At 61.3% G+C, this 25,621-nt stretch carries 21 protein-coding genes and 1 other annotated feature; of the genes, 13 read left to right on the top strand and 8 right to left on the bottom strand.

The features are described from left to right. Nucleotides 1–260: 260 nt before the first annotated feature. The 5 genes from mnmE to PW947_RS02250 all read left to right on the top strand — a co-directional run bounded on the left by mnmE (nucleotide 261) and on the right by PW947_RS02250 (nucleotide 5,927). Nucleotides 261–1,571: a tRNA uridine-5-carboxymethylaminomethyl(34) synthesis GTPase MnmE gene (mnmE, locus tag PW947_RS02230; RefSeq protein ID WP_299629317.1), complete on the top strand. Its 1,311-nt coding sequence runs from the start codon at nucleotides 261–263 to the stop codon at nucleotides 1,569–1,571. Nucleotides 1,572–1,677: 106 nt separating this feature from the next. Further along, entirely contained in the window at nucleotides 1,678–3,540 is a 1,863-nt protein-coding gene (mnmG, locus tag PW947_RS02235; RefSeq protein WP_299629319.1) for a tRNA uridine-5-carboxymethylaminomethyl(34) synthesis enzyme MnmG, read from the top strand. Then, the gene (locus PW947_RS02240) at nucleotides 3,537–4,193 is read left to right on the top strand and encodes a 16S rRNA (guanine(527)-N(7))-methyltransferase RsmG (RefSeq protein ID WP_299629321.1); all 657 of its coding nucleotides are present in this window, start codon (nucleotides 3,537–3,539) and stop codon (nucleotides 4,191–4,193) included. Before mnmG ends, PW947_RS02240 begins: the two co-directional genes overlap by 4 nt. Before the next feature lie 49 nt (nucleotides 4,194–4,242). After that, nucleotides 4,243–5,010 carry a ParA family protein gene (locus tag PW947_RS02245; protein WP_366146083.1) on the top strand — a complete coding sequence of 256 codons (768 nt, stop codon included), beginning with the start codon at nucleotides 4,243–4,245 and terminating at the stop codon, nucleotides 5,008–5,010. Between the two features lie 32 nt (nucleotides 5,011–5,042). Further along, on the top strand, nucleotides 5,043–5,927 hold the full coding sequence (locus PW947_RS02250) for a ParB/RepB/Spo0J family partition protein (RefSeq protein WP_299629323.1): 885 nt from the start codon (nucleotides 5,043–5,045) through the stop codon (nucleotides 5,925–5,927). 4 nt (nucleotides 5,928–5,931) lie between these two features. Here PW947_RS02250 and holA read toward each other — a convergent pair whose 3' ends face one another. Genes holA through PW947_RS02265 form a run of 3 tightly spaced genes read right to left on the bottom strand, consistent with a single transcriptional unit; the run spans nucleotide 5,932 to nucleotide 8,464 of the window. Next, nucleotides 5,932–6,969 carry a DNA polymerase III subunit delta gene (gene holA / locus PW947_RS02255; RefSeq protein ID WP_299629325.1) on the bottom strand — a complete coding sequence of 346 codons (1,038 nt, stop codon included), beginning with the start codon at nucleotides 6,967–6,969 and terminating at the stop codon, nucleotides 5,932–5,934. Between the two features lie 21 nt (nucleotides 6,970–6,990). Next, nucleotides 6,991–7,515 (bottom strand): hypothetical protein, encoded by a 525-nt coding sequence (locus tag PW947_RS02260; RefSeq protein WP_299629327.1) that lies wholly within the window; start codon nucleotides 7,513–7,515, stop codon nucleotides 6,991–6,993. A 4-nt stretch (nucleotides 7,516–7,519) separates the two neighbouring features. Continuing rightward, a complete protein-coding gene (locus PW947_RS02265; RefSeq protein ID WP_299629329.1) occupies nucleotides 7,520–8,464 on the bottom strand; it encodes a class I tRNA ligase family protein in 945 nt (314 codons plus the stop codon). Here PW947_RS02265 and PW947_RS02270 point away from each other — a divergent pair. After that, nucleotides 8,447–10,624, top strand: a complete 2,178-nt coding sequence (locus PW947_RS02270; RefSeq protein ID WP_299629331.1) for a hypothetical protein — start codon at nucleotides 8,447–8,449, stop codon at nucleotides 10,622–10,624. The genes PW947_RS02265 and PW947_RS02270 overlap by 18 nt on opposite strands. A 364-nt stretch (nucleotides 10,625–10,988) precedes the next feature. Here the strand turns inward: PW947_RS02270 and nhaA are convergent, their stop codons facing one another. Next, nucleotides 10,989–12,338, bottom strand: a complete 1,350-nt coding sequence (gene nhaA, locus PW947_RS02275) for a Na+/H+ antiporter NhaA (RefSeq protein ID WP_299629333.1) — start codon at nucleotides 12,336–12,338, stop codon at nucleotides 10,989–10,991. Nucleotides 12,339–12,569: 231 nt separating this feature from the next. Between nhaA and PW947_RS02280 the strand changes: the two genes are divergently transcribed. Both PW947_RS02280 and PW947_RS02290 read left to right on the top strand, forming a co-directional pair. Continuing rightward, nucleotides 12,570–12,920 carry a hypothetical protein gene (locus PW947_RS02280; protein ID WP_299629335.1) on the top strand — a complete coding sequence of 117 codons (351 nt, stop codon included), beginning with the start codon at nucleotides 12,570–12,572 and terminating at the stop codon, nucleotides 12,918–12,920. Nucleotides 12,921–13,622: 702 nt separating this feature from the next. After that, on the top strand, nucleotides 13,623–13,904 hold the full coding sequence (locus PW947_RS02290) for a DUF4148 domain-containing protein (RefSeq protein WP_299629339.1): 282 nt from the start codon (nucleotides 13,623–13,625) through the stop codon (nucleotides 13,902–13,904). 117 nt (nucleotides 13,905–14,021) lie between these two features. Here the strand turns inward: PW947_RS02290 and PW947_RS02295 are convergent, their stop codons facing one another. The 3 genes from PW947_RS02295 to PW947_RS02305 all read right to left on the bottom strand — a co-directional run bounded on the left by PW947_RS02295 (nucleotide 14,022) and on the right by PW947_RS02305 (nucleotide 17,780). Continuing rightward, nucleotides 14,022–15,338 (bottom strand): MFS transporter, encoded by a 1,317-nt coding sequence (locus tag PW947_RS02295; RefSeq protein ID WP_299629623.1) that lies wholly within the window; start codon nucleotides 15,336–15,338, stop codon nucleotides 14,022–14,024. 109 nt (nucleotides 15,339–15,447) lie between these two features. Beyond that, complete coding sequence (locus PW947_RS02300) at nucleotides 15,448–16,659, bottom strand: M24 family metallopeptidase (RefSeq protein ID WP_299629340.1); 1,212 nt, start codon at nucleotides 16,657–16,659, stop codon at nucleotides 15,448–15,450. A 110-nt stretch (nucleotides 16,660–16,769) separates the two neighbouring features. Then, on the bottom strand, nucleotides 16,770–17,780 hold the full coding sequence (locus PW947_RS02305; protein WP_299629342.1) for a GlxA family transcriptional regulator: 1,011 nt from the start codon (nucleotides 17,778–17,780) through the stop codon (nucleotides 16,770–16,772). Between the two features lie 401 nt (nucleotides 17,781–18,181). Between PW947_RS02305 and PW947_RS02310 the strand changes: the two genes are divergently transcribed. The 5 genes from PW947_RS02310 to PW947_RS02330 all read left to right on the top strand — a co-directional run bounded on the left by PW947_RS02310 (nucleotide 18,182) and on the right by PW947_RS02330 (nucleotide 23,937). Next, the gene (locus PW947_RS02310; protein WP_299629344.1) at nucleotides 18,182–19,231 is read left to right on the top strand and encodes a hypothetical protein; all 1,050 of its coding nucleotides are present in this window, start codon (nucleotides 18,182–18,184) and stop codon (nucleotides 19,229–19,231) included. A 12-nt stretch (nucleotides 19,232–19,243) separates the two neighbouring features. Then, nucleotides 19,244–20,478 (top strand): IS3 family transposase gene (locus PW947_RS02315; protein WP_299629346.1). Its coding sequence is split into 2 segments (ribosomal slippage): nucleotides 19,244–19,535 and nucleotides 19,535–20,478, totalling 1,236 coding nucleotides; the frame shifts between segments, so codons are not numbered across the junction. Further along, nucleotides 19,525–19,641: a sequence feature (AL1L pseudoknot), on the top strand. It overlaps the preceding gene by 117 nt. 36 nt (nucleotides 20,479–20,514) lie before the next feature. Then, nucleotides 20,515–20,907, top strand: a complete 393-nt coding sequence (locus PW947_RS02320; protein WP_366146089.1) for a carbohydrate porin — start codon at nucleotides 20,515–20,517, stop codon at nucleotides 20,905–20,907. Between the two features lie 63 nt (nucleotides 20,908–20,970). Then, nucleotides 20,971–22,494 (top strand): amidase, encoded by a 1,524-nt coding sequence (locus PW947_RS02325; RefSeq protein ID WP_299629348.1) that lies wholly within the window; start codon nucleotides 20,971–20,973, stop codon nucleotides 22,492–22,494. A gap of 78 nt (nucleotides 22,495–22,572) precedes the next feature. Then, nucleotides 22,573–23,937, top strand: coding sequence for an MFS transporter (locus PW947_RS02330; RefSeq protein WP_299629350.1), 1,365 nt, complete (start codon nucleotides 22,573–22,575; stop codon nucleotides 23,935–23,937). Here PW947_RS02330 and PW947_RS02335 read toward each other — a convergent pair. Continuing rightward, nucleotides 23,926–25,425, bottom strand: coding sequence for a PLP-dependent aminotransferase family protein (locus tag PW947_RS02335; protein WP_299629352.1), 1,500 nt, complete (start codon nucleotides 25,423–25,425; stop codon nucleotides 23,926–23,928). The genes PW947_RS02330 and PW947_RS02335 overlap by 12 nt on opposite strands. Nucleotides 25,426–25,621 lie beyond the last annotated feature (196 nt).

The following is a 25,621-nucleotide window of genomic DNA, read 5'->3' on the forward strand; positions in this document are numbered from 1 at the left end:
GAACTGCTGTGGCACATGACCTTCACTTCGGTCATTGCAGCCATTGTCGCCCATAACGTCGAGAATCACACGTTCGCTTTCAGCGCGGATTTTACCGAGTTCCTCATCGACAAATTGAAGCAGACGAAGAACAATCCGGATTTCTTCGACTCGATGAATACCTGATTAAGCAGGGATTCGATTTCGCTTTCCTTCGGGCCGCCCTGTGCGGCCCGTTTGTTTCAGGATTCGATTCGGATCCGTACCGGCTGGGTGCAGCAGTGTCGAAATCGACGGATACCATTTTTGCCTTATCGAGCGGCGCCCTGCCCGCCGGCGTAGCGGTTGTCCGGCTGAGCGGCGACAATGCCTTTGCAGTGGTCGATGCGCTGACCGGCAGTCTGCCCGAAGCGCGCCGCGCCATGATGAGAACGATTCGGACTCGAAACGGTTCAATTCTCGACAAGGGCATCGTGCTGCTTTTCCCGGGCCCGCGTTCTTTCACGGGCGAAGATTGTGCGGAATTGCAAATCCATGGCGGCAAGGCGGTCGTCGCCGCTTTGCTGGCCGAGCTGTCCTCTTTCGACCACTGCCGTCTGGCCGAGAACGGCGAGTTTTCGCGTCGGGCCTTCGACAACGGTCGTATGGACCTGCTTGAGGCCGAGGGGCTGGCGGATCTTCTGGCAGCCGAGACCGAGATGCAACGCCGGCTGGCGATCGAACACAGTTCGGGCGGCCTGTCGCAGCTTTACGCCGGCTGGGCGAGCCGGCTGACGCATGGTCGCGCGCTGATCGAGGCCGAACTCGACTTTTCCGACGAAGGCGACATTCCCGGTTCGGTATCGGAGCGCGTCTGGGACGACCTGCGCCAGCTCTGCGCGGCGCTTGAAATGCATCTGGAGGGCGCGCGCTTCGGCGAGATTGTCCGCGACGGTCTCAAGGTCGCCATCGTCGGGCCGCCGAACAGCGGGAAATCGTCGCTGCTGAATGCGCTCGCCAATCGCGACGTGGCGATCGTCACCGAGATCGCCGGGACGACGCGCGACGTTCTGGAGGTCAATCTGGATATCGACGGCTACAGTGTCCGCCTTTACGACACGGCCGGGATTCGGCAGACCGACGATGTCGTCGAGACGGAAGGCATTCGCCGGGCGCTGCTGACGATGGAGGGTGCCGACGTTGTCCTGGCACTGGAGGAGGTCAACGCCGCCGCTACGCTGCCAGGAGAAAAGGCCAACACCATCCGCGTCGGTACCAAGTCGGACTTATATGGAGAGTCGGCCGACTACGACGTCTGCATCTCGATGCAGTCCGGTTTTGGCCTGGACCGGCTTCGGACGATGCTGGCGCAGGAACTGGCGCAGCGGGCGGCGGGATTGACGATGGCGGTCCCTGCCCGCCGCCGCCATCGCCTGCTCCTGACCGAGACATTGCAGCACATGATGGCGGCGGTGGGTGACGAGATGGCTGGTCTTGATATCCGCGCCGAGCATTTACGCGCAGCTTCGCAATCATTGGGACGAATCACCGGGCACGTCGATGTCGAGGATCTGCTCGGCGTTATCTTCTCGGAATTCTGCGTCGGCAAATGATTCACGTGAAACATTGTCTCGCGCGTCGAGAACCTATGTTTCACGTGAAACTTCTTGACAAGCCGGCGCTAGTCGGAAAAACACCCGTGAACTTGGAGTGACCCGAATGTCTGATCCCGGATACGATGTCATTGTTGTCGGTGGCGGCCATGCCGGATGCGAGGCCGCAGCTGCTGCCGCCCGCATGGGCGCGCGCACGGCTCTCGTCACCCAGCATCAAGCGACCATCGGCGCCATGTCCTGCAACCCCGCCATTGGCGGTCTGGGCAAGGGTCATCTCGTCCGTGAAATCGATGCGCTCGACGGGCTTATGGGGCGCGTGGCCGATGCAGCGGGCATCCAGTTCAAGGTCTTGAATCGCACCAAGGGCCCCGCCGTGCGCGGTCCACGCGCGCAGGCTGATCGCAAGCTTTATGCGGCTGCCATGCAGGCCGCGATTGCCGAGACGGCGAACCTCATCGTTGTCGAAGGCGAAGCGGCGGAATTGAAACTGGTCGAGGGCCGGGTGACGGGCCTTTCTCTGCTGGATGGCCGCGAGTTTTCCTGCGGCGCCATCGTGCTGACGACAGGCACCTTTCTGCGCGGGCTTATCCATATCGGCGATCAGCGCACGCCCGCTGGCCGCGTCGGCGAGGCGCCGTCCAACAAGCTGTCCGAAAGCCTGATGGCGCATGGCCTCACTTTGGGCCGCCTCAAGACCGGTACGCCGCCGCGCCTCGATGGCCGCACCATTGATTTTGCCTCGCTCACCCGCCAGCCGGGCGATGACGTGCCCGAGCCTTTTTCGTTTCTGACGAAGGCGATTACCACGCCTCAGATCGACTGCTTCATCACCGAGACGACAGAGGCGGGCCATCAGGTCATCCGCGATAATATCCAGCAATCGGCGGTTTATTCCGGCGCGATCTCGGGACGCGGCCCGCGCTATTGCCCGTCGATCGAGGACAAGATCGTGCGCTTCGCCGAGCGCGGCTCGCATCAGATCTTTCTGGAGCCGGAAGGGCTCGACGATCCGACGATCTATCCGAACGGCATTTCGACCTCGCTGCCGGAGACTGTGCAGCGGGCCTTTCTGAAAACCATTCCGGGGCTCGAAAAGGCGGAGATTTTCCGGCCGGGCTATGCCATCGAATATGATTATATCGATCCGCGCAATCTGAAGCCGAGCCTCGAGACCAAGCAGATCGGCGGGCTTTTTCTGGCGGGCCAGATCAATGGCACGACGGGCTATGAAGAGGCGGGAGCGCAGGGCCTGCTCGCGGGCTTGAACGCGGCGCGGCTGGCGGGCGGCAGTGAGGCCGTGCGCTTCGACCGCAGTCAGGCCTATCTCGGCGTGATGGTCGATGATCTTGTCACGCGGGGCGTGACGGAGCCCTATCGCATGTTTACGTCCCGCGCCGAATATCGGCTGCTGCTGCGTGCCGACAATGCTGATCAGCGGCTGACGGGGCTTGGCGTCGAGCTTGGTCTGGTTGGACCGGAACGTGCCAGCGCCTTCAAGGCGCGGCAAGAGAAGATCGAGGCTGCGCGAGCCTTGCTCGACGGCTTTAAAATGACGCCGAACGAGGCCAGCCATCATGGTATCAAGCTCAATCAGGATGGCATTCGCCGCTCGGCTTTCGAGCTTTTGGCCTATCCGGATATCGAGGCCGCGCAGCTTGAAAACATCTGGCCAGAGCTGAAAGCCATTGATTCCGGCGTAATGGCGCAGATCGAAATCGACGCGAAATATTCCGTCTATCTGGAGCGGCAGGCGTCCGATATCGAAGCCTATAAGAAGAACGAGGGCTATGCGCTGCCAGCCGATCTCGACTATCAGGCGCTGCATGGGCTCTCGAACGAGATCCGCGCGCGGCTCGAAATGATCCGGCCCGAGACGCTTGGGCAGGCCAGCCGTATCGAGGGCATGACGCCAGCCGCGCTCACTTTGCTGACGGCGCGCGTCAAGCGGGCCGCTTCTGCGGTATGAAATCGCTTTTCAAAGATGCTCGTAGTCTCCGCCAGGTCTACGAACTCTCCGACGCCTGCCTTGCTCGGCTCGATATCTACGCCGGGCTTCTCACCAAATGGCAGAAGACCATCAATCTCGTCGCGCCTTCCACGCTGCCCGAGCTTTGGGAGCGGCATTTTCTCGATTCGCTACAAGTGTCGGAAGCGGTGCCGCAAGCCAAAGTCTGGGCTGATCTCGGCAGTGGTGGCGGCTTTCCCGGCCTTGTCACGGCAATCCGGCTGGCCGATGTGCCCGGCGCGAAAATGCATCTCATCGAGAGCGACCAGCGCAAATGCGCGTTCTTGCGAACTGTTTCACGTGAAAACAGGGGCGCCCGTCGAAGTTCCATGTCGGCGCGAATCGAAGAGGCTCTCAAAGTCCTGCCCCCTCTCGACGCGATCAGCGCGCGCGGCCTTGCGCCTTTGCCTCAACTGGTCGCGTTGGCGGAAAAGCCTTTGGAAAACGCAAGGGCCATTTGGGGCTTTTTCTGCCTCAAGGCCGGGATTACAAGCGCGACATTGCCGCTGCCCATGGTGACTGGGACCTTCGATATTCTGGTAGATCAGGACAAGCGCCATTCAGCCGGACTCGGTCATTCTCGCGATTCCATCCGCTGCAAATCAGACCTGTAAGCAAAACGTGCCCGTGCGCCCAGTCGCTACGTGAATTCGCGTCATCACCTTGGCGAATCAGAAGGGCGGCGTCGGCAAGACGACGACGGCCATCAATCTTGGCACCGCGCTGGCCGCCATCGGCGAAAAAGTGCTGATCGTCGATCTCGATCCGCAGGGCAATGCCTCGACGGGTCTTGGCATCGATCGCCAGCGCCGCGAGATCTCCTCCTACGACCTGATGATCGGTTCGCATGGCGTTGGCGAAGCGGCGCTGCAGACCGTCGTCCCGGACCTCTATATCGTCCCGTCGACGATGGACCTGCTCGGTGTCGAAATGGAGATTTCGCAGCAGAGCGACCGCGTCTTCCGCCTCAAGCGTGCCCTGCAAGAGCCGGATGCCAAGCAATTTTCCTATATTCTGATCGATTGCCCGCCGTCGTTCAACCTGCTGACGATGAATGCCATGGCGGCGGCCGATTCCGTGCTGGTGCCGCTGCAATGCGAGTTTTTCGCGCTCGAAGGCCTCAGCCAGCTGCTCGAGACGGTTGATCAGGTGCGCCGCACGGTCAATCCGTCCCTGGATATCCAGGGCATTGTGTTAACCATGTTCGACGCGCGCAACAATCTGGCGCAGCAGGTGGTCAACGATGTCCGCACCCATCTCGGCGAAAAGGTCTACCACACATTGATTCCGCGCAATGTGCGCGTCTCGGAAGCGCCGTCCTACGGCAAGCCGGCCATCCTCTACGATCTGAAATGCGCCGGCAGCCAGGCCTATCTGCAGCTCGCTTCCGAGGTTATCCAGAGAGAGCGGCAGCGCAAAGTGGCGGCCTGAGGCCGTCGATTGAGAAGAAGCGAGCATAGACGATGAACGATGATCTTTCGAAGCGGCGCCTGGGGCGCGGTCTGGCGGCGCTGATCGGCGAAATGGACCAGTCGGCGCCGGTCGATGCCGGCAGGCCGCCGGTCAATCCGGATCGCCTGGTGCCGATCGAATTCATCAGCCGCAACCCCAAAAACCCACGCCGGACGTTTCACGAGGCAGAGTTGCAGGACCTGGCCTCGTCCATCCGCCAGCATGGCATCGTCCAGCCGGTCGTGGTGCGGACGACGACGGCCGGCCGTTTCGAGATCATCGCCGGCGAACGGCGCTGGCGGGCGGCGCAGCTGTCCGGGCTGATCGAGATTCCGGTCATCGTCCGCGACGTCGACGACAAGACGGCGCTGGAGATCGCCATCGTCGAAAATGTCCAGCGCGCCGACCTCAATCCGCTGGAAGAGGCGCTCGGTTACGACCAGCTGATCGCCGAGCATGGCTATACCCAGAACGATCTCGGCGAGATCATCGGCAAGAGCCGCAGCCATGTGGCCAATTCGCTGCGGCTGCTGAAGCTGCCCGAATCGGTGCGCGACATGCTCTCCGGCGGCAGCCTGTCGGCCGGCCACGCCCGCGCCCTGGTGTCCACCTCCGATCCCGCCGGCCTCGCCCGCACCATCGTTGCCAAGGGCATGTCGGTGCGCGATGCCGAACGGCTGGCGCAGAACGACATCAAGGCGCAGAATGATCCGCGGCCGCCCGGCGCCCGCAAGGACGACAAGGATTCCGATACGCTGGCGCTGGAGCGGACGCTGTCCGACACGCTTGGCCTGGAAGTTGCCATTGCCCACAAGGGCGGCGGCGGGCAGATCCGCATCACCTACAAGTCGCTGGAGCAGCTCGAAGAGATCTGCCGGCTGCTGGAGCGCCGATGAGTCTTTAGGCCTTGCGGGCCGACTGCAGCGTCGTCGACAGCAGGGTCTGCAGGGCGATGCTGTCTTCCAGGCTCTGCCGCTGGCGTGTCTGAAAAATCGCCGCCTGCAGCCGGTTCATCTCGCGGCCGATGGCTTCGCCGGACCATGTCCGCAATGCCTGCTCGATTGTCGGCTTGCGGCGAAAATGCAGATGCCGGCCGTGGGTCTGCAGCACCTGCGACGCCGGCAGACGTTTTTCGTCCATTTCGGCGCGCATCACGTCCAGAAGCTGAAACTGCCGCAGGCAGCCCTGCAGCACCAGAAAGATCGATGTCTTCGAGGCGACGATTTTTTGCGTCGCGTGCAGGAAGCCGGCCGAATCCCCTTTCAGAATCGCATCGACGGCATCGTCTGCCGACACCGCGCTGGCGTCGCCGATGATATCGATGACATGCTGCTCGTCGATGGTGTCGAGACCACGGCAGTAGAGCGCCAGCTTGCGCACCTCGTTGCGCGAGGCGATGCGGTCGCCGCCCAGCAGTTCCAGCAGCATTTGCCGGGCGGCGGGGGTGATGCGCAGTTTTTCGTCGGCCAATTCATGGTCGACAAGACCATTCAGCGCCCTGACATCGTCGGCGTAGCAGGGAATGGCCATGACGGCGCGGTGGCTGTCTGCGAGCTTGCGCAAGGCTGCCGTCTTCTTCAGATCGCCGGCCTCGATGATCAGGAAAGCGGCGTCCGGCGGGTCGGCGGCAATCGCCTGCAGCCCATCGACGACGGATTTCTCATTGGCAGCACCGCGGATCCAGACCAGGCGGGCGCCGCCGAACAGGCCGATCGCATTGGTCTCGTCGATCAGTCGCCCGGGATCGTTGTGCAGATCGCCGACATCGAGCTTGACCAGAGAAAATGGGTCCTGGAGATCGACGCCGGTTTTGGCGGCGATCTGTGCAGCCCGCTCCGAGACCAGGCCGCGATCCGGGCCATAGACGACGAAGAGCCGGTGCTTGCGGGCGGCCGTCTGCAGAAATCCCTCGAACTCGTGGGATTTGATCTCCGTCATACCGCTGCCCCCATAGGCTGCTTACTTGCTGAGCGCGGCGGCGATGTCGGCACCGACAAATTGCGCCACTTCGCGCGCGGCGCGGTCTTCGGAATCGCGGATGGCGCGCTGCTTGGCAAATTCCTGGGTCGAGAAGTCGACCAGCGCCACCATCGAGCGATTGCCGGCCTTGATCACCTTGCCGTCACTGACGCGCTTGATGACGAAGGATGCCGTCACGGTCGTCCGGCCCGCCTGCGACGTATCCGAGGAGGCGAGATAGAGGACGCCCCCGGTTCCGGAAACGACGTTCAAGCTGACCATATATTGCGGGTTGGTCGGCTCGCCCGCCCCGTGGCCGGCGATGAAGATCAGCTGGTTTCTGACCTCCTGGCCGACGCGCCGCTGTGCCGCGTCGGCGGCAACGGCGTCGGTGAAGCCGACGGTCGCCATCTTCGCCGTCGCGCCGCCGTTTTCGGCATAGAGCGGACGGACCTGACAGGACGACAGCAAGGCTGGAACGGCAATCATCGTGATCGCAGCGGCGATGCGCACGAATTTGGACATGAAATCAGACGACAATGTTTACGATCCTCTGTGGAACGACGATGATCTTCTTGGGCGCCTGACCGTTCAACGCGCTTTGCACCGCGCCCAGAGCAAGGGCGGCGGCCTGCACGGCACTTTGATCCGCATCGCGGGCGATTGTCAATTCGGCGCGCTTCTTGCCGTTGATCTGCACCGGCATCATGACGTCGTTCTCGACCACCAGTGCTTCATCGAAGACCGGCCAGGGCGACATCGCCACCATCGCCGGGCAGCCGATCGCGGCTGCGCATTCTTCCGACAGATGCGGCGTGATCGGCGCGACGATGGCCACCAGGATCTCGACGGCGTCGCGCACGGCGCTGCAGAAGGCGGCATCGGCTTCGCCGGCCGCGACCTTCGCCAGCGGCGCCGACAGGGCATTGACGAACTCATAGATGCGCGCCACGGCCTTGTTGAAGGCCAGCTTGTCGTAATCGCCCTGCACCGCCTTCAGCGTCCGGTGGGCAATCTGCGAAATCGCCAGGCCGTCGCCGGCATGGGCCGGTTTCGCTTCCACCGATTTCAGGCTGTCGCAGGCTTCCGAGACCAGGCGCCAGACGCGCTGGGTGAAACGATGCGCGCCTTCGACGCCGGCTTCCGACCAGATGACGTCGCGATCCGGCGGCGAATCGGAGAGCACGAAGAAACGTGCCGTGTCGGCGCCATAGGAGGCGATGATGTCGTCCGGGTCGACAACGTTCTTCTTCGATTTCGACATCTTCTCGATGGCGCCGATGGCGACTTCCTCACCAGAGGACAAAAGCACGGCGCGGCGCTTGCCGTCGGTTTCCTCGATGCGCAGATCGACCGGCGGAATCCACTCGCGCGCGGCGCCCTGGCCACGGCTGTAGGTCTCGTGAACGACCATGCCCTGGGTGAACAGCCCCTTGAACGGTTCCTTCACGTCGACATGGCCGGTCTGCTGCATGGCGCGGGTGAAGAAGCGCGAATTTCCCGCGCGACTTTCATGCTAGCAATGGAACAGCGGTTGTCTGGGAGTGGTAAGCCCCTTCCATTCGACGTCCCCCTTCCCGACCTTGAGCAGTCGAGCGTGTCGCTCGTAAAGTTCATCGAAGAACGGCTGTCGGCGCATCAGCCTGGCGTCACGGCAGCGTCCTTGTCAGCCCAATTGCGGGACACGGGTGCAGTCGTATGCTGCGACAGCTTTGACCGCACCACAGTACAGTTTCAAAAGAGAGTTACCGCTGAGATTTCTAACTTGCAGCGCGATTACCCGCTGGTGCAGGTCTACATCTTCTCCCGGGCGGCGCTCAAACCGCAGCTGCCGCTGCCCGTCCTTGAGCTAGATCCACTATCTGATGAACAAGTACGCGAATTCGAGAAGGTCGTCTTAAGCGACGGGAGCGCACAGAATTTTTCGATCGTAAGCATGATGTCGTCGATATTGCGATCGCTTTGTGCCCATCCCCTACTTCTCCGGCTGACACTAAATTATTGGAAACGGGAGCAGACTTTCCCCAATAAAATCGGTTTTTTGTTTCAGTCGTGGCTGGATACAGTGCTCGAAACCGAGCCAGATGACGTCGTATCTAAGGCACAACGCGAGCGGGCCCTTATTGCGATGGCCCAAGCGACCGTTGTCGCTCCGATCACTATTACAGACGCCATTGCAGAATTAAGCCGCCATACTCTTCCGAGTGTTTTGCTGAATGAGCTCATCCAGTGCAACGCCGTTAGAGTGTCTGGGTCCGTTGTCGAAATTCAGCATGACGGCCTCGCAGACTACCTGCGTGCCGTGGCATTGGCGCGCAAAAGCGAACCCGAACTGTTAGGCCAAATCCCGACGCTTCCGATTCCCGCGGACTCATTCTTCCCTGTCTTGCTTATGGCGCAGCTCCCCAGTCGCCCACTTCAGACCGCGCTTTGGAAACGTTTGACATCGACCAACATCAGCTTCTATTTCGATGCCCTGCGCTATCGCTTTGATGTTTCCGATGATCTTCGGCATCTGAACTTGGAGCAGTTGTCTAGAGACTACCTGCAAGAGCTAATTCAAGGCGTCGATGAACCCCTGATCGGCTTCTTTCCTGAAATGCGCGCGTCGGTCCTCGGATTGCTAACAGGAGTTGTGGACGCTCCCCTAGCTGCCACAGGGCAGGCCACAGCAATACCCGCGGGTATCTCTTATAAGCTGCATGCTGCCGAGCCGGGGCAAGCGCGCGTAAAGCTGGCGATGCCGGAGTTCCCTGGCACAATTCGCGGAGTAAACCTCGACCTATCTCGGTTTCGAATAGACAGCGCACGGCTTCTCGGCATGACCCTTTTGCGCGACACGATGTTTGACACCCTGAAACATCTTGAGCTACTGGGCGGACCGACGTGGATAGCAGAACGTCTGCTTGGCCGTGTCCGGTACCTCGTCCGAAAGCACCGTTTCGATGTGGGAATCAGCGATGACCTCGACCACCTTGAGTCCAAGCTCAGACCACTCGCGAACTACTGGATCGACGAAGGCTCCTTCTTTGGCAGGCCGCGGTTTTCCGTCCAATCGCTCCTAGACGACATTGCTCTTTTGCGTGCAGTCGGTGTGACCGCCCTCGACACTTGGTGGAGCACCGTAGGATGGGACGATAACGCATTTACCACAGACGACGAGATCTATCGCCGGGTGCTGGACGAAGAACACCGAAGGGTGCAGACGGCCTATGCTGAAGTCGTCCGGGCATCGCTTCCGCACGTTTCTTCTGATCTGATCTACTTCCCTATATTGCCTATCCGCTGGAAATTAACAGTCCAGAAGCGTGACCGTCGCGTCGGTCCCTCTGTGATCCATTTTCATTGGTTCCCCGTGCAATGTTGGGAGGATGCCGGTGCCGACGTTTCCTTTTCCGACAGCGGACCCAGCGGCTTTCCGAAGTGGGAAGAAGCGCGAGACGCGCTAGCGAAACTCGGCAGACGCAGCACCAACATACCTCGGTTTGGTGGGTGGCGTATACAAGATCGATTCGACGGCCTCGGCTTCGCGCTGCCAATTACAACACGGGTAACGAGTGAGGCGTCCTCATGGCTTGAGGACGACCTAAAGCACCTCTTCAAGGGACTGCCACCAGGAGATGGCGCGTTCTGAGCGCAGGGATACTGTCACCTGAATGGAACCCCCAAACTGCCGGTTCCAGCCGGGTATTTTCCGTTCGGTCGCGCGAGTTGGAGTGACCGCTTCGCCCCTGCGACCTGCCATAGGCCTAACCTTGGGTTTGAAAGGCAGTTGTGGGTCGATGAGAGACCGCGGGCACTATCTGACGTGGTCGTAGGCGACCCCGATAGTTCCTCGTTAATTGAACCAAAATTCAGATAGTTCAAAGTTGAGTGAACAAGCGTGGTGCCAGGCCACGTCCGGCTGGGCCACCGAGTTCAAACTTGAATGAATCCCTACATCCAGGCCGCGTACAACCCGCAGCCAGGACGCAGGAACTCGCGCGCCCTGACCGCCTTCAGCCCGCCTGCCGCCGCGCGTACATCACGCCCCAGCCGAGCCCGAAACACCCCGCCATAAACGATCCGATCAGCACACCGAGTTTCGCGACGTTCAATGCATCCGGCTGCACGAACGCCAGCGTCGCGATGAAGATCGACATCGTGAAGCCGATCCCGGCGAGCAATGCGATCAGGCCCAGACCGCCCCACGTCATCTCGGGCGGCAGACGGCAGGCGCCGATTTTCACCAGCAACCAGCTGATCACGAACACGCCGACCGGCTTGCCGACGATCAGCGCGATCGCGATCCCGATCAGGATCCAGCGCGTTTCGATTTCGGCGAGGTGGATGCCGGTGAGCGTCACGCCGGCATTCGCAAGCGCGAACAGCGGCATGATCCCGTAACCCACCCACGGATGCAGCGCCCACTGCACTCTCACGACCGGCGGCAGCAACTCGCGTTGCGCGACGCGCAGCGTATGCAGCGGCTTCTCCAACTGGTCGAAATCGTGACCGGTGGTGACCTCCGTCTCCCTGACGTGGTCGGCCGCTTGCGACAGTTCGACGAGCACGCGCTCGTGCCGGCTGGTGGCGACCACCGGCGTCATCAGCCCGAGTACGACGCCCGCCAGGGTTGGATGCACGCCGCTGATCAGCAAACCCGTCCAGATGACCACGCCGGGCACGATGTAGGCCGGCGCCCTGCCGATCCCGATCTGCTGCATGATCACGACGGCGACCACGCCCGCGCCCGCGAGCACGAATCCGCTGTAGTCCAGCCCCGCCGAATAGAAGACCGCGATGATCAGCACGGCGATGATGTCGTCGACGATGGCGAGCGTCAGCAGGAAAATCCGCACGCTGGAGGGAATCGAGCGGCCCAGCAGCGCCAGCACACCGACCGCGAACGCGATATCGGTGGCGGTCGGGACGGCCCAGCCGCGCACCGCGTCCGAACCGTGATTCACGGCCACGTAAATGAGCGCGGGCGCCGCGACGCCGCCGATTGCGGCAGCCAGTGGCAACGCGGCCTGCCGCAAATCGCTCAACGATCCGTCGTGCATCTCCCGCCGTATTTCCATGCCGACGACCAGAAAGAAAACGGTCATCAACGCATCGTTGATCCAGAAATGGATGGGTTTGGCGAAGACGAATCCGCCGACGCCGAACGTCAGCGGCGACTCCAGAAATTCATGATAACTGTGAGCGAAAGGCGAGTTCGCCCAGATAAGCGCGAGTGCGGCGGCGGCAAGCAGGATGATGCCGCTCGCGGCTTCGACGTGCAGAAAATGTTCGAGTGCGGTGAAGGCTTGTTGCGCGATGCGTTTGGGACGCGACAGCGGGCGTGCGGATTCGTTTGGTTGCATAGACGTGTCAATTCCCGCGTGGCGGCCCGACCATCACGATAACCTGTCCCGCTGCACGATGCAGCTAACACCCGATGTGCATTTTACACAATGCCCTGCGCCGACCCGGACGATGAAACAATGCGATGAAGCGAGACTCCGTGCGACGACGTCAACGGCTTCGATGTTGACCCGGGCGTTTTAATCGGTTAGGTTCGCCGGCCATTCAATTTTATGGTTGGAGACATGACCATGCGCGCCTGGATATTCCTTTCACTCACGGTGCTGCTGATCGCACTTGGCGTGTGGCTTCATCGGCCGTCTTACACGGCGGCGGATCGCGATTATTACGCCGCGCTGCTATGCGACGTGACGGTCAACGGCACGCAGAACGATCCACGCAAAGCAATGCGCGATCTGGTCGAGAACGGCAACGCGGACTATGCGCTTCACAAGATCCGCTTCAACGGCGCCGCCGCCGACGATGCGCTGCAACGCTTCGCGACGCTGACACCGGCGCAACAGAAGCAGGCCGCTCACGACACCGCGACATGCGAGCGTCTGCTGCGGGTACAAAACCCGTCTACGGACAGTGCCCGATAACACGCCGGAAAACCGCCCGACGCATTCTCCGCTTGAGTTTGAGTTTGAGTTTGACCCGCGCATGCATCGGTTCAAACAGCCGTTTTCGAGTCTATCCACTTGCCGCGCTGAAATGGGCAAGCGTGGTAAAAAAGTCAATTTTGCGGACTTCACAATTTTGAAAAATAGTCGTCACGCCCGACCTGTGCGACGATTAATTCGACCAGTTGGTGATTAGAAAGTGTGATTCGACGGGGGCGCCATGAGTAGCAATTCACTCATTTGGGCAGCGGTACCGCATAACAGCGACGGCATCGTCTTCCAGATTCGTATTAACCACGGACTTCAGCGTTTCCACGTATGTCGCCGTGTGCTGGAACTCGCGTTCGAACTCGAACCGCGCGCATCGGACGCCCGACAACTCCAGCTGTTCTATCTCTGTTGCGAGCGAATCATGGTTCGCGCGCGAACCCGGCGCTCGACAGCCGGTTCCGACACCGTGCCGCTTCTCGTCAGCGATTTCATCGCCTCTGACCGCGACAACGTCGACAGTCGCGACGAATCCGGACGACACTCCCCACTTCCCGTTCAGACCGCCATCACGTAGAACCGCGTGCCGTGCCGTGCCGCGCGGTTTCGTCCGACCACGACTTGCGATGCGTGCACGCGTGGGTATGCCGCATGCTCGTCAAAACGGTGTCCACTCAACGAATGGAGACCGGTATGAAACTTCTCACTAACCCGAGACACTTGGGATGCCTGCGCGCCGTCGTGTCGGTTGCCGCTGTGGTGACGCTGACGGCCACGCCGCTGCTGTCGAACGCGCAAACCTCGTCGCAAAGCACCACGACCCGTCAGGCGGAAAAAGCCGATCTGAAGAATCTCGAACAGAACGGTTACAAGCCACAGGCGCAAGACCCGAAATACCCCGACGACGTTCAGGCAGCGGAAAAAAAGGCGCACGGCACGATGCCCGCCAGCGGAGCGGCGATGAAATCCCAGTGACGCGTGTGATGCGCGTGGTTGCCTGCGCCGCCATATCCAGTCGTCCATCCTCTCGCCGCAACCAGCACGAAAGCAGGTCGACCGACCGGCTTTCGTGACTGCACAACGATCAATCGATCAATCAGGCAGGCTTGCACGCGATGTTTCGCGGCTCGCCAGCATCGCGACCAGGGCCACACCCGCCGCGGCGACGAGGTACCACGCAGGTGCAAACTTGTTGCCGGTCACGTGAATCAACCATGTCGCGACGAGCGGCGCAGTGCCACCGAATAACGCGTTCGCCGAATTGAAGCAGAACGCGAAGCCGGTATAACGCACCCGCGTCGGGAAGATCTCCGCCAGAAAGCCGGGCAACGTGCCATCGTTCATCGTCAGGAGCGCGCCGAAGGCGATCTGGATCATCACGATCGTCACGAAGCTCGCACCGACCAGCCCTTGAAACAGCGGCACGGCCAGCACCGCGAACAGCACCGACGCGCCGATCAACATCGTCTTTCGCCCCACCCGATCCGACAGCGAACCCATCACGAAGATCAACCCGATATACGCGGCGAGTGAAATCGTCGCGGCGACGAACGATTGGGTTTCACCCATGCCCATTTCCGTCGACAGATACGTGGGCATATAACTCAGCACCAGATAGAAGCCGACCGCATTCAGACAGGTTGCGCCGAACGCGATCAGCATTCTGCCGCGATGCGCGCCGATCAGTTCTTTCATCGGTGCGCGGGCAACATGGTGAGCGCTTTCGAGCGCCTTGAACTTCGGCGTGTCCTGAAGCCGCACACGGATATATCGTCCGATCAAGCCGAACGGCGCGGCCAGCAGAAACGGCAAACGCCAGCCGAACGAATGCAACTGCTCGACGCTCAGTACCGCATGCAGCACCGCGATCAGAATCGAGCCGAACAGCAAGCCCGCAGCCGTACTGGCGGGAACGATGCTCGTATAGAAACCGCGCTTGCCTTCCGGCGCATATTCGGCCAGAAACGCCGACGCGCCCGCATATTCGCCCGACGCCGAAAAGCCCTGTATCAACCGGACCAGCAACAGCAACACAGGCGCGAGCACGCCGACCTGCGCATAGGTCGGCAGGAACGCGATCGCGAAGGTCGAACCCGACATGATCAGGATCGACAGCGACAGCGCGGTGCGACGCCCGATCCGGTCGCCGACATGGCCCCACACGATCCCGCCGACCGGCCGCACGATAAACGAGATCGCAAACACCGCATAAGCGGCGAGCAGGCCGGTTGCCGCATCCGTCTTCGGGAAGAACACCACGGCGATGATGGTCGCGAGATAACCATACGACGCATAGTCGAACCATTCGACGAAGTTGCCGATGAAACTCGCGATCGCGGCACGCTTGAGTACCGGACCAGCCGTCGCGGCTTGCGCAGCGTCGTTGGCCGGCACGAAGGACGACGGCATGGCTTGCGACGCAGCGTGGCCAGCGCCGACAGGCGCGGCCGGAACAGCTTTTCTGTTACTCATGTGCGATCTCCAGACATGGAAAGATCAGAAAGGAAGAGACAGCCGCTCAGGCCGCGATGATGTTGTGCTCGGGACCGTAAGGGAACCCGGTGATATTGGTTGCGCCCTTCTCGCCGACCACGAGAATGTCGTGCTCGCGATAACCGCCCGCGCCCGGCATGCCTTCGGGCAGCATGATCATCGGTTCCATCGACACGACCATGTTCGCTTCGAGCACGGTGTCGATATCTTCACGAAGTTCGAGTCCGGCCTCGCGTCCGTAGTAATGGGAGAGCACACCGAACGAGTGTCCATATCCGAAGGTCCGGTACTGCAACAGATCGTATTCCGCGTAGATCCGGTTCAGCTCATGCGCGATGTCGCTGCAACGCGCACCCGGCTTGATCAGTGCGAGCCCGGCTTCATGGACTTCGACATTGACCTTCCACAACCGCAGATGCGCATCGGAGCAGTGATCGAAGAACATCGTCCGCTCCAGCGCCGTGTAATAACCGGCAATCATCGAGAAGCAGTTCAGGCTCAGAATGTCGCCCTTCTCCACCTTGCGGGTCGTCACGGGATTGTGCGCACCGTCGGTATTGATGCCGGACTGGAACCACGTCCATGTATCCATCAGTTCCGAATCCGGAAAGCGCCGCGCGATTTCACGCACCATCGCCTGGGTCGATGCGAGCGCCACCTCGTGTTCGGGCACGCCTTCCTTTACGGCCGCCCTGAGCGCCGCACCGCCGACATCGCATACGTTTGCGCCATGCCGGATCACCGCGATTTCCTCGGCGGATTTGAACATCCGTAGACGCATCGTCTGCGCGCCGATATCGACGAATTCGACATCGGGCAACGCGGCTTTCAGCTTGTCGAGTACGTCCACGGGTACGTGATCGAACTCGATGCCGACGCGGCCCCGGTTGTCGATTTCACTCTGGATCGCACGGAAATAATTGTCGCGCTGCCAGTCGGTGTAGACCACGTTGTAGTCGCCGACGGTCCGTCGCCACGGCTGGCCGCCGTCGATATTCGCCGAAATCGACACGACCTTCTGCTGGGTGACGACCAGCCCATACTTCCGACCGAACGAGCAGTACAGGAAGTCCGCGTAGTAGTTGATGTTGTGATACGACGTGAACAACGCGGCATCGATGTTGTCCCGCGCCATCAAGTCCCGCAGCGCGTGCTGACGGCGCGCGTATTCGTCGTCCGAGAACGTGTGTTTCACCTTCTCGCCATTCTCGATCCGGATCAGGTTCTGCAATGTCATTCGCTCGCTCCTTATTGGAAACTGCCGTAGTGGTGAGCGAATGTTAGGAGTCTGCCGATTCAGAAAATTTTCAGAATCGACACCGAGCTTTCTATTTTCGACATGCGCGATCAGAGCGCATTTTGATAGCGCCGACGGTCGGATAACGGCGACACCTTGAATTGCGCCTTGTAGCGAGTCGCGAAGTGGCTGGTGGACAGGAAGCCGGTGCGCGCACAGACTTCTTCGAGCGGCAACGCGGTGCGAAAGATCAGTTGCCGCGCGCGCAACAGCCGAATCTCCAGATACGCTTGCGCAGGCGTCTTGCCCAGACGTTCGCCGAACCAGCGTTCGAGCTGACGTTGCGACACGTTCACATACGCCGCGATCTCCGCGATCGACAAGGTTTCCTCGACATTGCTTTCCATCAGTTGCAACGCCTCGTTCAATTGCAGGTGCTCCGCGCCCATGTATTGACGCAGCGACGTGCGCTGCCGCTGCTCATGGCTGCGTCGCTCGGCGACCAGCAGTTCAAGGACACGGGCGGCCAGCGTCGGGCTGCCTGGCGCCATGCCGAGAAGATGGACCATCAGGTCCAGCGGCGCGATGCCGCCGCTACAGGTATAGCGGTCGCGATCCACTTCATATAGACGGTTCGACACGGTCAGCTTCGGAAACTGCTCCATCAGGATGTCGCGATCTTCCCAATGGATCGTGCAGCGATAGCCGTTCAGCAATCCCGCGCGGGCGAGGAAATAACTGCCCGTGTCCAGCCCGCCGAGCGCCGCGCCATTGCGCGCATGCAGTCGCAACCAGTCGAGCACGGCGCCGATGCCACGACGCGGCAGTGGATTGGGTCCAACCACGAATACCGCATCGAATGCATCGCGGCTGGTGATCGTCACATCCGGCATCACACGGATACCGTCGCTCGATCGTGCGATCTCGCCGTTCACGCCGATCAACCGGTAGTCGTAGACATGACGCCCGACGATCATGTTCGCGATGCGCAATGCATCGACGGCCGCGCTCAACGCGATCAGCGAGAAGTTATCGGGCAGCAGGAAAGCATATGTCGTGACGCGCAGGTCGTGCAGACCGTCGACGCCAGCGGAGGATCGGCGCGGGGAACTGGATGGCATGAGTGAAGAGCGGACAGTGACTGACGATAAACAGTAAGCGCTCAGGATGGAGCGCGGACGCGGTGTCTATTATCGGCGCATTCGACGTGATGACGGCACTCATGGCGTTGCAGCGGAGAGCACTGCAACGAATGACCATTCCAGTGCACGACGTTAGCACTCGTAAGGTGCTCACGCACTTAATTGGCCCGTCGGCATGCTATCGCCGCTTGCCGGGTCGCGGTTTCGACATGCATATTGAAGGATCGATGCGCGCAAAGTGAATGCGGGACTGATGGCACTAACGAATTCCTTGAGTGGACCCAAACGCTGGTCTGGAACCTGCACTTTTGACTAGCGAATCGGATAGAACGATCAGAAAACCACCCATAAGGAATTCAAGAGTGCGCGTTCAGAACTACATGTCAAAGACAGCGATTGCAATCGCAACGGGGATGTTCTTCCAACTCTCTTATGCCGCCGACGTCACTGCGCAAAACCTTTCTCCGGGTCAAGGCGTGACACCGATCGGTGTAAACGGTGCCGACGCGCAATCCAGCGGTGTGCAAGCCGTAACGCCCGCCAAGGCCAGTCAGGTCGATGCTAAGGCAGTGCCGGCTTGCGTGGGCTATAACCAGTTCAACTCGCGGATCGAAGTCGCCGCCATTGCAATGCCGAGTTGCTTGCGCGTCGCACCCGAGCTAGGCGGCTTGCGCGGTGCGCTTGCGGATAAAGGAATAGGTATCGGCTTTATCTCTTCGCTCGGTTATGCCTATGACCTGAATGGCAACAATGCCGCCAGGCAGACGTATAACGGCCAGAACCCCAGCTATAACCAGACCACCAGTCTCTATCTGACTTATGACCTGACGCGAGTCGGCTTTAGCAAGAACGCGCAGTTCACGTTCTCCGCGCAATGGGCAACGTCGTCTTACCGGTCCGCGAATCCGCACGTCGCGACGATGAGTATCTTCGCGATCGATCAGCCCTTGCTCGACAAACAGGTGGAACTCATCTACGGTTTCATCCCCGGTGTGCGGCTGTTCTATGGCATGACGCTAGGCGGTAATGCATCCACGTCGGCACTCGGACCGCAAAGCGTGGTGCCGTTCCAGGTGGGTATGTCGGCCTCGGAGCCGACACCCACGTTCGATGTGATCGTCCGTGATCGCTCGTTGCGCTTTTATGACAGCTTTGCGGTGACACGTAGTTCGAGCCCGGAAGGTATCCTCAAAGACATCGAACTCAATCCGTCCGGATTCCGTCTGTCGGTGCCGGGCGCCCGTGCATTGTTCATCAATGAAATGGGCTACAAGCGCAGTGCGTCGGCCACCGCGAATTCCGCATGGTTCCGGCTCGGCACGCTCTATAACACCAGTCCTTATACGCTATACAACGCATCGGGCAAGTCGAGCAATAACTACGAAGTCTATCTGAACCGCCCCGGATTTTGTGGAGGCTCCAACTCTTGAGAGAATGGAGCCATGAACAAGAAGGTAACCAAGTTTTCCCCGGAAGTCCGGGAGCGCGCAGTGCGTCTGGTGCGCGAGCAGCGTAGCGAACATCCGTCGATGTGGGCGGCGGTCGAATCGATTGCGCCGATGATCGGCTGCACACCGCAGACACTGCACGAGTGGGTCAAGCGCGAGCAGGTCGACCACGATGAGCGCGATGGTGTGACCTCAGACGAGCGCGAGCGCCTCAAGGCCTTGGAGCGCGAAGTCAAGGAGTTGCGTCGTGCCAACGAGATTCTCAAGGTCGCGAGCGCGTTTTTCGCCCAGGCGGAGCTCGACCGCCGTTTCAAGTCCTGAAGGCCTTTATCGATCAGCATCGCGACACCTTCGGGGTCGAGCCGATCTGCAAGGTCTTGCGGATTGCCCCGTCGGGCTACCGACGCCATGCCGCGCAGCTTCGTGATCCGTCGCGGCGCTCTGTTCGCGCAATCCGCGATGAACGTCTGCGGCCGGAGATCGAGCGTGTGTGGCGGGCCAACATGCAGGTCTACGGCGCCGATAAAGTCTGGAAGCAGATGAACCGGGAGCGTATCGCGGTGGCGCGCTGCACGGTCGAACGGTTGATGAAGCAACTGGGTTTGCGCGGCGTGATGCGAGGCAAGCGTGTTCGCACGACTGTTCCTGATGCCATAGCCCCGCGCCCACTGGATCGGGTCAATCGCCAGTTCAAGGCGGCACGGCCGAACCAGCTCTGGGTTTCGGATTTCACCTACGTTTCGACGTGGCAGGGCTGGCTGTACGTGGCCTTCGTGATCGACGTGTTCGCTCGCCGTATTGTCGGCTGGCGTGTCAGCACCTCGATGACCACGGACTTCGTTCTGGATGCACTTGAACAGGCGCTTTACGCGCGACGCCCGGGCCACGACGGGACCTTGATACACCATTCGGACAGAGGGTCCCAATACGTCAGCATTCGCTATAGCGAACGGCTGGCCGAAGCGGGCATCGAACCGTCGGTCGGCAGCCGGGGCGACAGCTATGACAACGCCTTGGCTGAAACGATCAACGGCTTGTACAAGGCTGAACTGATTCATCGCCGCGCCTGGAAAACGCGGGAATCCGTTGAACTGGCAACGCTGGAGTGGGTGGCCTGGTTCAATCATCATCGATTGATGGAACCCCTCGGCTATATCCCGCCCGCCGAAGCTGAGGCAAACTACTATCGGCAACTTGAAACAGCTGCCGCTGAACCCGTATTAACTTAAACCAACCAGCCTCCACGATTCCCGGGGCGGTTCAATCTGGCCGGCACCTATCAGGTCACTAAACCATGGGGCGATGCGCGCGGTCTGTATATCGACTCCAAACTCGACTGGTCGCCTGCCGACCGCAATGCAATCAATCGCGCCGCACAGATTTCGGCGTTCTATGTCGGGCCGTTCAAGAGCCGTCCGTTCGATATGGTCGCAGTCGGCATCACGAAGAGCATGTATAGCGCCGACCTGCGTAATCGCTACGCCGCTTATCACATCGATTCGGAGCGCGACACGACGGCGTATACCGCGTCGTATGCAGCTCGTCTGGTGCGTGGCGCCTATCTGATCAGCGGCCTCACCTACACCACGCATCCGGTATTCACTCCGCACCACTCGGACGCGCTTCTGCTTCAGGAATCGCTCACCTTCACCTTCTGACCGTGGGCGCCCGGCGAGGCGCCGTCGAACCCGAACTACTCATTAGCCGCAAGCAGAAATACTATGTCGAATACACGTTCTACCCATGCATCGTCGCAGTTAAGCACCGCCGACTACCTCGCAATGGACGCGACGGCGATGGCTGCCGCCGTGTCCCTGAACAAGGTCGAACCCGCCGAGTTGCTGGCGTGTGCGCTCGCGCGTTGCGACGCCGTCGACGGCCTCGTCGGCGCGGTCAACATGCGCCATGACCAGCACGCTCGCGAACGCGTCGAACGTCTCGGCCGTTCGCCGCTTCAGCAGACCGGATTGCTGGCGGGCGTGCCGATGCTGATCAAGGATCTGAACACGTATCTGGCCGGCACGCCCACGTCGAACGGCAGTCGCTTTCTGTCCGGCGACACCGGCGCGTCGCACACGAGTACCGTCGTCCAGCGTTACGAAGATGCCGGCATGGTGATCTTCGGCAAGACAGCCACGCCCGAGTTCGGTCTCGCCACCACCACCGAATCCGCGCTGTGGGGCCCGACGCACAACCCGTGGAATCTGTCGCGCAGCGCAGGCGGTTCGTCCGGCGGCGCCGCGGCCGCGGTCGCGGCGGGCATCGTCCCGGTTGCGCACGCAACCGACGGCGGCGGCTCGATCCGCATTCCGGCTTCGTACTGCGGCGTGTTCGGTTTGAAGCCGACGCGCTACCGGACACCGCAAGGGCCGAGTACCTTCGAAGGCTGGTTCGGCGCGAGTTGCGGCCACGTCGTGTCGCGCACGGTGCGCGATTCCGCGCTGATCCTCGATGCGACGCATGGACGCGAACACGGCAGTCCGTACTGGCTGAAGGCCATGCCGCTGTCGTTCGTCGAATCGCAGCAGCGCGACCCCGTCGGGCTGCGCGTGGGTCTGCTGACCACGTCGATGACGGGCGCGCCGCTCGACGCCGAAATCGCGGCCATCCTGAGCCGCACTGCGCAACTGATGGAACAGATGGGGCATCACGTCGAACCGGCCACGCTGAAGATCGATCCGACCGCGCTGTTTACGGCGCACGGCGTCGCGTCCGGCGCGGCCCTCGTCACGGCGATCCGCGATCGCGAAGCGACGCTCGGACGCGAAGCCACGCCGGACGATCTCGAAGCGATCACGCATCACATCTACCAGCGCAACAAGGCGGTTACGTCGGAAAGTCTGTACCGGGCGCGCCTGACCTTCGACCAGATCGCGTTGTCGATGGACACGCTGATGCTGGGCTACGACGTTCTGCTGTCGCCCGTCACCGCAAGTCAGACGCCGCCGCTAGGCGAGTTGACGCTCGATCAGCCGTTCGCGTCGTACGCGCAAAAGATGATCGGCAGCGCGGCGTTCACCGTCGTCGCGAACGTCAGCGGTCAGCCGTCGATGTCGGTGCCGAGCGGCTTCACCGCCGACGGCATGCCGGTCGGCATGATGTTTACGGCCGCGTTGGGCCGCGAGGACATTCTGTTTTCCGTCGCGGGACAACTCGAACGGGCACGCCCGTGGACGCTGCCGCCGGAAGGATGGGCACGCGAGGCCGACGGGATCGCAGTTGCGACCTCGCTTCGTATCGCATGATCGGGCGGGCGTGATCTTCACGCTTTTACAGTGCGAAGCGGCTCGCTTCGCACATTCGTTTCGGAGAGGGACTTCGCAATGAGCCAGGAGATCGTCGGCGTGCGCCGGCTTTATATCCTTTTTCTGCTGTTCGCCGTCGCGGTCATCAATATGATCGACCGGCAATTGATGGGCGTCGTGATCGAACCGATCAAACGTGAGTTCCACGTGTCGGATGCGGCAATGGGTCTGTTGACCGGGCTCGCGTTCGCATCGGTCTATTGTTGTTGCGCGATACCCATTGCCCGTTACGCGGACCGCGCGAATCGCCGCAACGTGATCGTCGCGGCCTGCGCGGTCTGGAGTCTGATGACGGTCGTCTGCGGCACGGTCACCGGCTACTGGCAACTGGCCTTTGCGCGGATGGGTGTGGCGATCGGTGAGTCGGGCAGCAACGCGCCGTCGATGTCGATGCTCGCCGACCTCTACCCGCCCAAACGACGCGCCAAAGCGATCGGCGTGCTGATGCTCGCGGCGCCGGTCGGCACGCTGATCGGCATGACGGTCGGTGCGTACCTGACTTACTACCACGGCTGGCGCACGATGTTCTTCTGGCTGGGCATGCCGGGGTTGGTCGTCTCGCTGCTGCTGTGGTCGACGACGGGCGAACCGCATCGCATCCACCATGCTGGCGATATCCGGCGTCATCAGGCGGAACACGCGAACCAGAGCACACGTGAGGTACTGCGCGACGCATTCCGGTCCCGCACGTTCGTGACGATCGTCGCGGCCGGTTCGCTGCTCGCGTTCTCGGGATATGCATTCGGCACGTGGAGCACCGCGTTTCTGGTGCGCGCGCACGGGATGACCTTGCGCGACGCCGGTGTGCTGATGGGATTGTCGGCGGGACCGGGCGCGGTGATCGGTTCGCTGAGCAGCGGCTGGCTCGCCGACCGGCTGTCGAACCGCGACGTGCGCTGGCAATTGGGCGTGCCGATCATCGGCGCGCTACTGACCTTCCCGTTTGCGATCGGCTTCACGATGCTGCCCGCCGATCAGGTCGTCCATCTCGGCGCGGTGCGGATCTCCGCGATCGCCCTTTGCATTCTCGCGATGTCGGTGTTTGCGATGTGGTGGATGGCGCCGAGCTATGCGGCGATCACGCAACTCTTTCCGTCCGATCGCCGCGCGACCATCGTGTCCATCTACAACTTCGGCATTCTGGCAGTGGGCGCGGGTCTGGGACCGATCGTCGTCGGTGCGCTCAACGACGTGCTGACGAAGCATCTGGGCACCGATAGTCTGGGCGCCGCGCTTGCGCTGGCGTCGTCGGCGAACGTGGCGGCGGCGGTATTGCTCGCCACCTCGCTCAACGGATTCCTGCGCGCGATCCGCACGCCGGACCCATCGGCCGACAGCGCAAACAGCACGGGCGCGAACCGCGCCGCAACGTCACGCGCGTGACATCGAGGTGCGCCGCGCATAGGCATTGGCGTGGCGCGCCAGCTCGACGATTCCCGGCTCGATCCGCTCGACCGGGATCACCGAAAAGCCGAGTCTGATACAGCACGCCTGACTCTCTTCATTGAAGAACGGCGCGCCCGGATCGAACAGCAAGCCGTTCGCCACGCATGACGCGAGCAACGCGCGCTGGTCGATTCTGCCGGGCAATGTCAGCCACAGCGACGAGCCGCCTTGCGGAATGGAAAACGACGCTTCCGGCAGATGTTTGCGCAATGCATCGACGAGTATTTCCGCGCGCTGGCTCAGCGATTGACGTGTCGTGTGCAGAAGACGGTCGTAGTGGCCATGCTTGATAAAGAGTGCGGTGGCAAGCGCGTTGTTGCCGGGCACCTGGCGGATCATCAGACGCGACAGTTCACCGAGTCGTCGCACGACTCCCGCAGGCGCGACGATAAAGCCCACCCGCAGCCCCGGCGCGAGAATCTTCGACAGACTGCTGAGGTAAATCACGCGGTCGCATTTGTCGATGGCTTTGAGCGCGGGCAGCGGTTGTCCGATGTATTGCGTTTCGGGATCGTAGTCGTCTTCGAAAATCACCTGGTCGTGACGGACGGCGTGATCGAGAAGCGCCAGCCGCCGCTCGGTGCTCATCGTCAGTCCGGTCGGACATTGATGACTCGGCGTGCAATAGATGTACTGGCAGCGCGCCAGATCCGCCGACGTCATCACGCCTTGCGCGTCAATCGCGAGGGGCTGGATGTCGGAGCCGCCGTGAGAAAAGATGTTCCGCGCATCCATGTAGCCGGGATCTTCGATCCCGACCACTCTGCCCGGCCCGCCGAACAGTCTGGAAATCAGATACAGCCCGTGTTGCGTGCCCATCGTCAGCATGACTCCGCCGGCCTTCGCGGAAATCCCGCGACGCGGCAGCACGAAGCGGATCAACTGATCGATCAGCTCGGGGTGCCCGCCGTTGACATCGTCTTGTGCCCAGCCGTGCACCGCGTTGACTTCGAGCGCTTCGCGGTTGCATTCCCGCCACTCGGTCAATGGAAATAGACGTGGATCGAACTGGCCATAAACGAATGGATACCGATACTTTTGCCATCCGGCAGGACGGTTCAGCCACCTGTTGATCGACGCAGGCGCGAAATGCACGTTCCAGTTCGGCCGCGCGGGTTTGTCGCCCGAGTCGGCCACCTTCGCCACTTCGACACGGCGAATACCGCCGTGCACGAAATGGCCTTCACGCGCGCGCGACGTAATGTGCCCTTCCGAAACCAGACGTTCATACACCAGCGACACCGTGTTGCGCGAGATGCCCAGAACCCGGGCAAGGTCACGGCTCGACGGCAGCTTCAGACCGTCGGGCAGCCGTCCGTCGAGCACCGCGTTGGCCAGCGTCGAACGCAGCTGGATCTGCAGAGACGCTGCGGCGTTCCGGTCCAGCCTCAACAGTTGCCGCCACATCAATTCATGTTCTTGCATACGGTGCCGATTTCCATTCCGAACGGATTCACGCCAGCGAGCGGCCAACGAAAAAAGCGCGACGCCCAGATCGGAGCATCGCGCGAACTACGCTTCTCGCAGCGCAGCAAACCCTGTGAGCAGCCGCTTTTTCGTGGCCGCAACCATAAGATATCTGATATCTTATCTTCGCGCGAACGAGAAAGCAAATGCATCG

The sequence above is a fragment of the Paraburkholderia sp. genome (assembly GCF_028283785.1).
Classification (GTDB): domain Bacteria; phylum Pseudomonadota; class Gammaproteobacteria; order Burkholderiales; family Burkholderiaceae; genus Paraburkholderia.

Coding starts and splice junctions, on each gene's coding strand:
- mnmG (WP_299629319.1), top strand. CDS start 1,678: ATGTCTGATCCCGGATACGATGTCATTGTTGTCGGTGGCGGCCATGCC.
- PW947_RS02240 (WP_299629321.1), top strand. CDS start 3,537: ATGAAATCGCTTTTCAAAGATGCTCGTAGTCTCCGCCAGGTCTACGAA.
- PW947_RS02250 (WP_299629323.1), top strand. CDS start 5,043: ATGAACGATGATCTTTCGAAGCGGCGCCTGGGGCGCGGTCTGGCGGCG.
- holA (WP_299629325.1), bottom strand. CDS start 6,969: ATGACGGAGATCAAATCCCACGAGTTCGAGGGATTTCTGCAGACGGCC.
- PW947_RS02260 (WP_299629327.1), bottom strand. CDS start 7,515: ATGTCCAAATTCGTGCGCATCGCCGCTGCGATCACGATGATTGCCGTT.
- PW947_RS02270 (WP_299629331.1), top strand. CDS start 8,447: ATGGCCGGTCTGCTGCATGGCGCGGGTGAAGAAGCGCGAATTTCCCGC.
- PW947_RS02265 (WP_299629329.1), bottom strand. CDS start 8,464: ATGCAGCAGACCGGCCATGTCGACGTGAAGGAACCGTTCAAGGGGCTG.
- nhaA (WP_299629333.1), bottom strand. CDS start 12,338: ATGCAACCAAACGAATCCGCACGCCCGCTGTCGCGTCCCAAACGCATC.
- PW947_RS02280 (WP_299629335.1), top strand. CDS start 12,570: ATGCGCGCCTGGATATTCCTTTCACTCACGGTGCTGCTGATCGCACTT.
- PW947_RS02290 (WP_299629339.1), top strand. CDS start 13,623: ATGAAACTTCTCACTAACCCGAGACACTTGGGATGCCTGCGCGCCGTC.
- PW947_RS02295 (WP_299629623.1), bottom strand. CDS start 15,338: ATGCCGTCGTCCTTCGTGCCGGCCAACGACGCTGCGCAAGCCGCGACG.
- PW947_RS02300 (WP_299629340.1), bottom strand. CDS start 16,659: ATGACATTGCAGAACCTGATCCGGATCGAGAATGGCGAGAAGGTGAAA.
- PW947_RS02305 (WP_299629342.1), bottom strand. CDS start 17,780: ATGCCATCCAGTTCCCCGCGCCGATCCTCCGCTGGCGTCGACGGTCTG.
- PW947_RS02310 (WP_299629344.1), top strand. CDS start 18,182: ATGTCAAAGACAGCGATTGCAATCGCAACGGGGATGTTCTTCCAACTC.
- PW947_RS02325 (WP_299629348.1), top strand. CDS start 20,971: ATGTCGAATACACGTTCTACCCATGCATCGTCGCAGTTAAGCACCGCC.
- PW947_RS02330 (WP_299629350.1), top strand. CDS start 22,573: ATGAGCCAGGAGATCGTCGGCGTGCGCCGGCTTTATATCCTTTTTCTG.
- PW947_RS02335 (WP_299629352.1), bottom strand. CDS start 25,425: ATGCAAGAACATGAATTGATGTGGCGGCAACTGTTGAGGCTGGACCGG.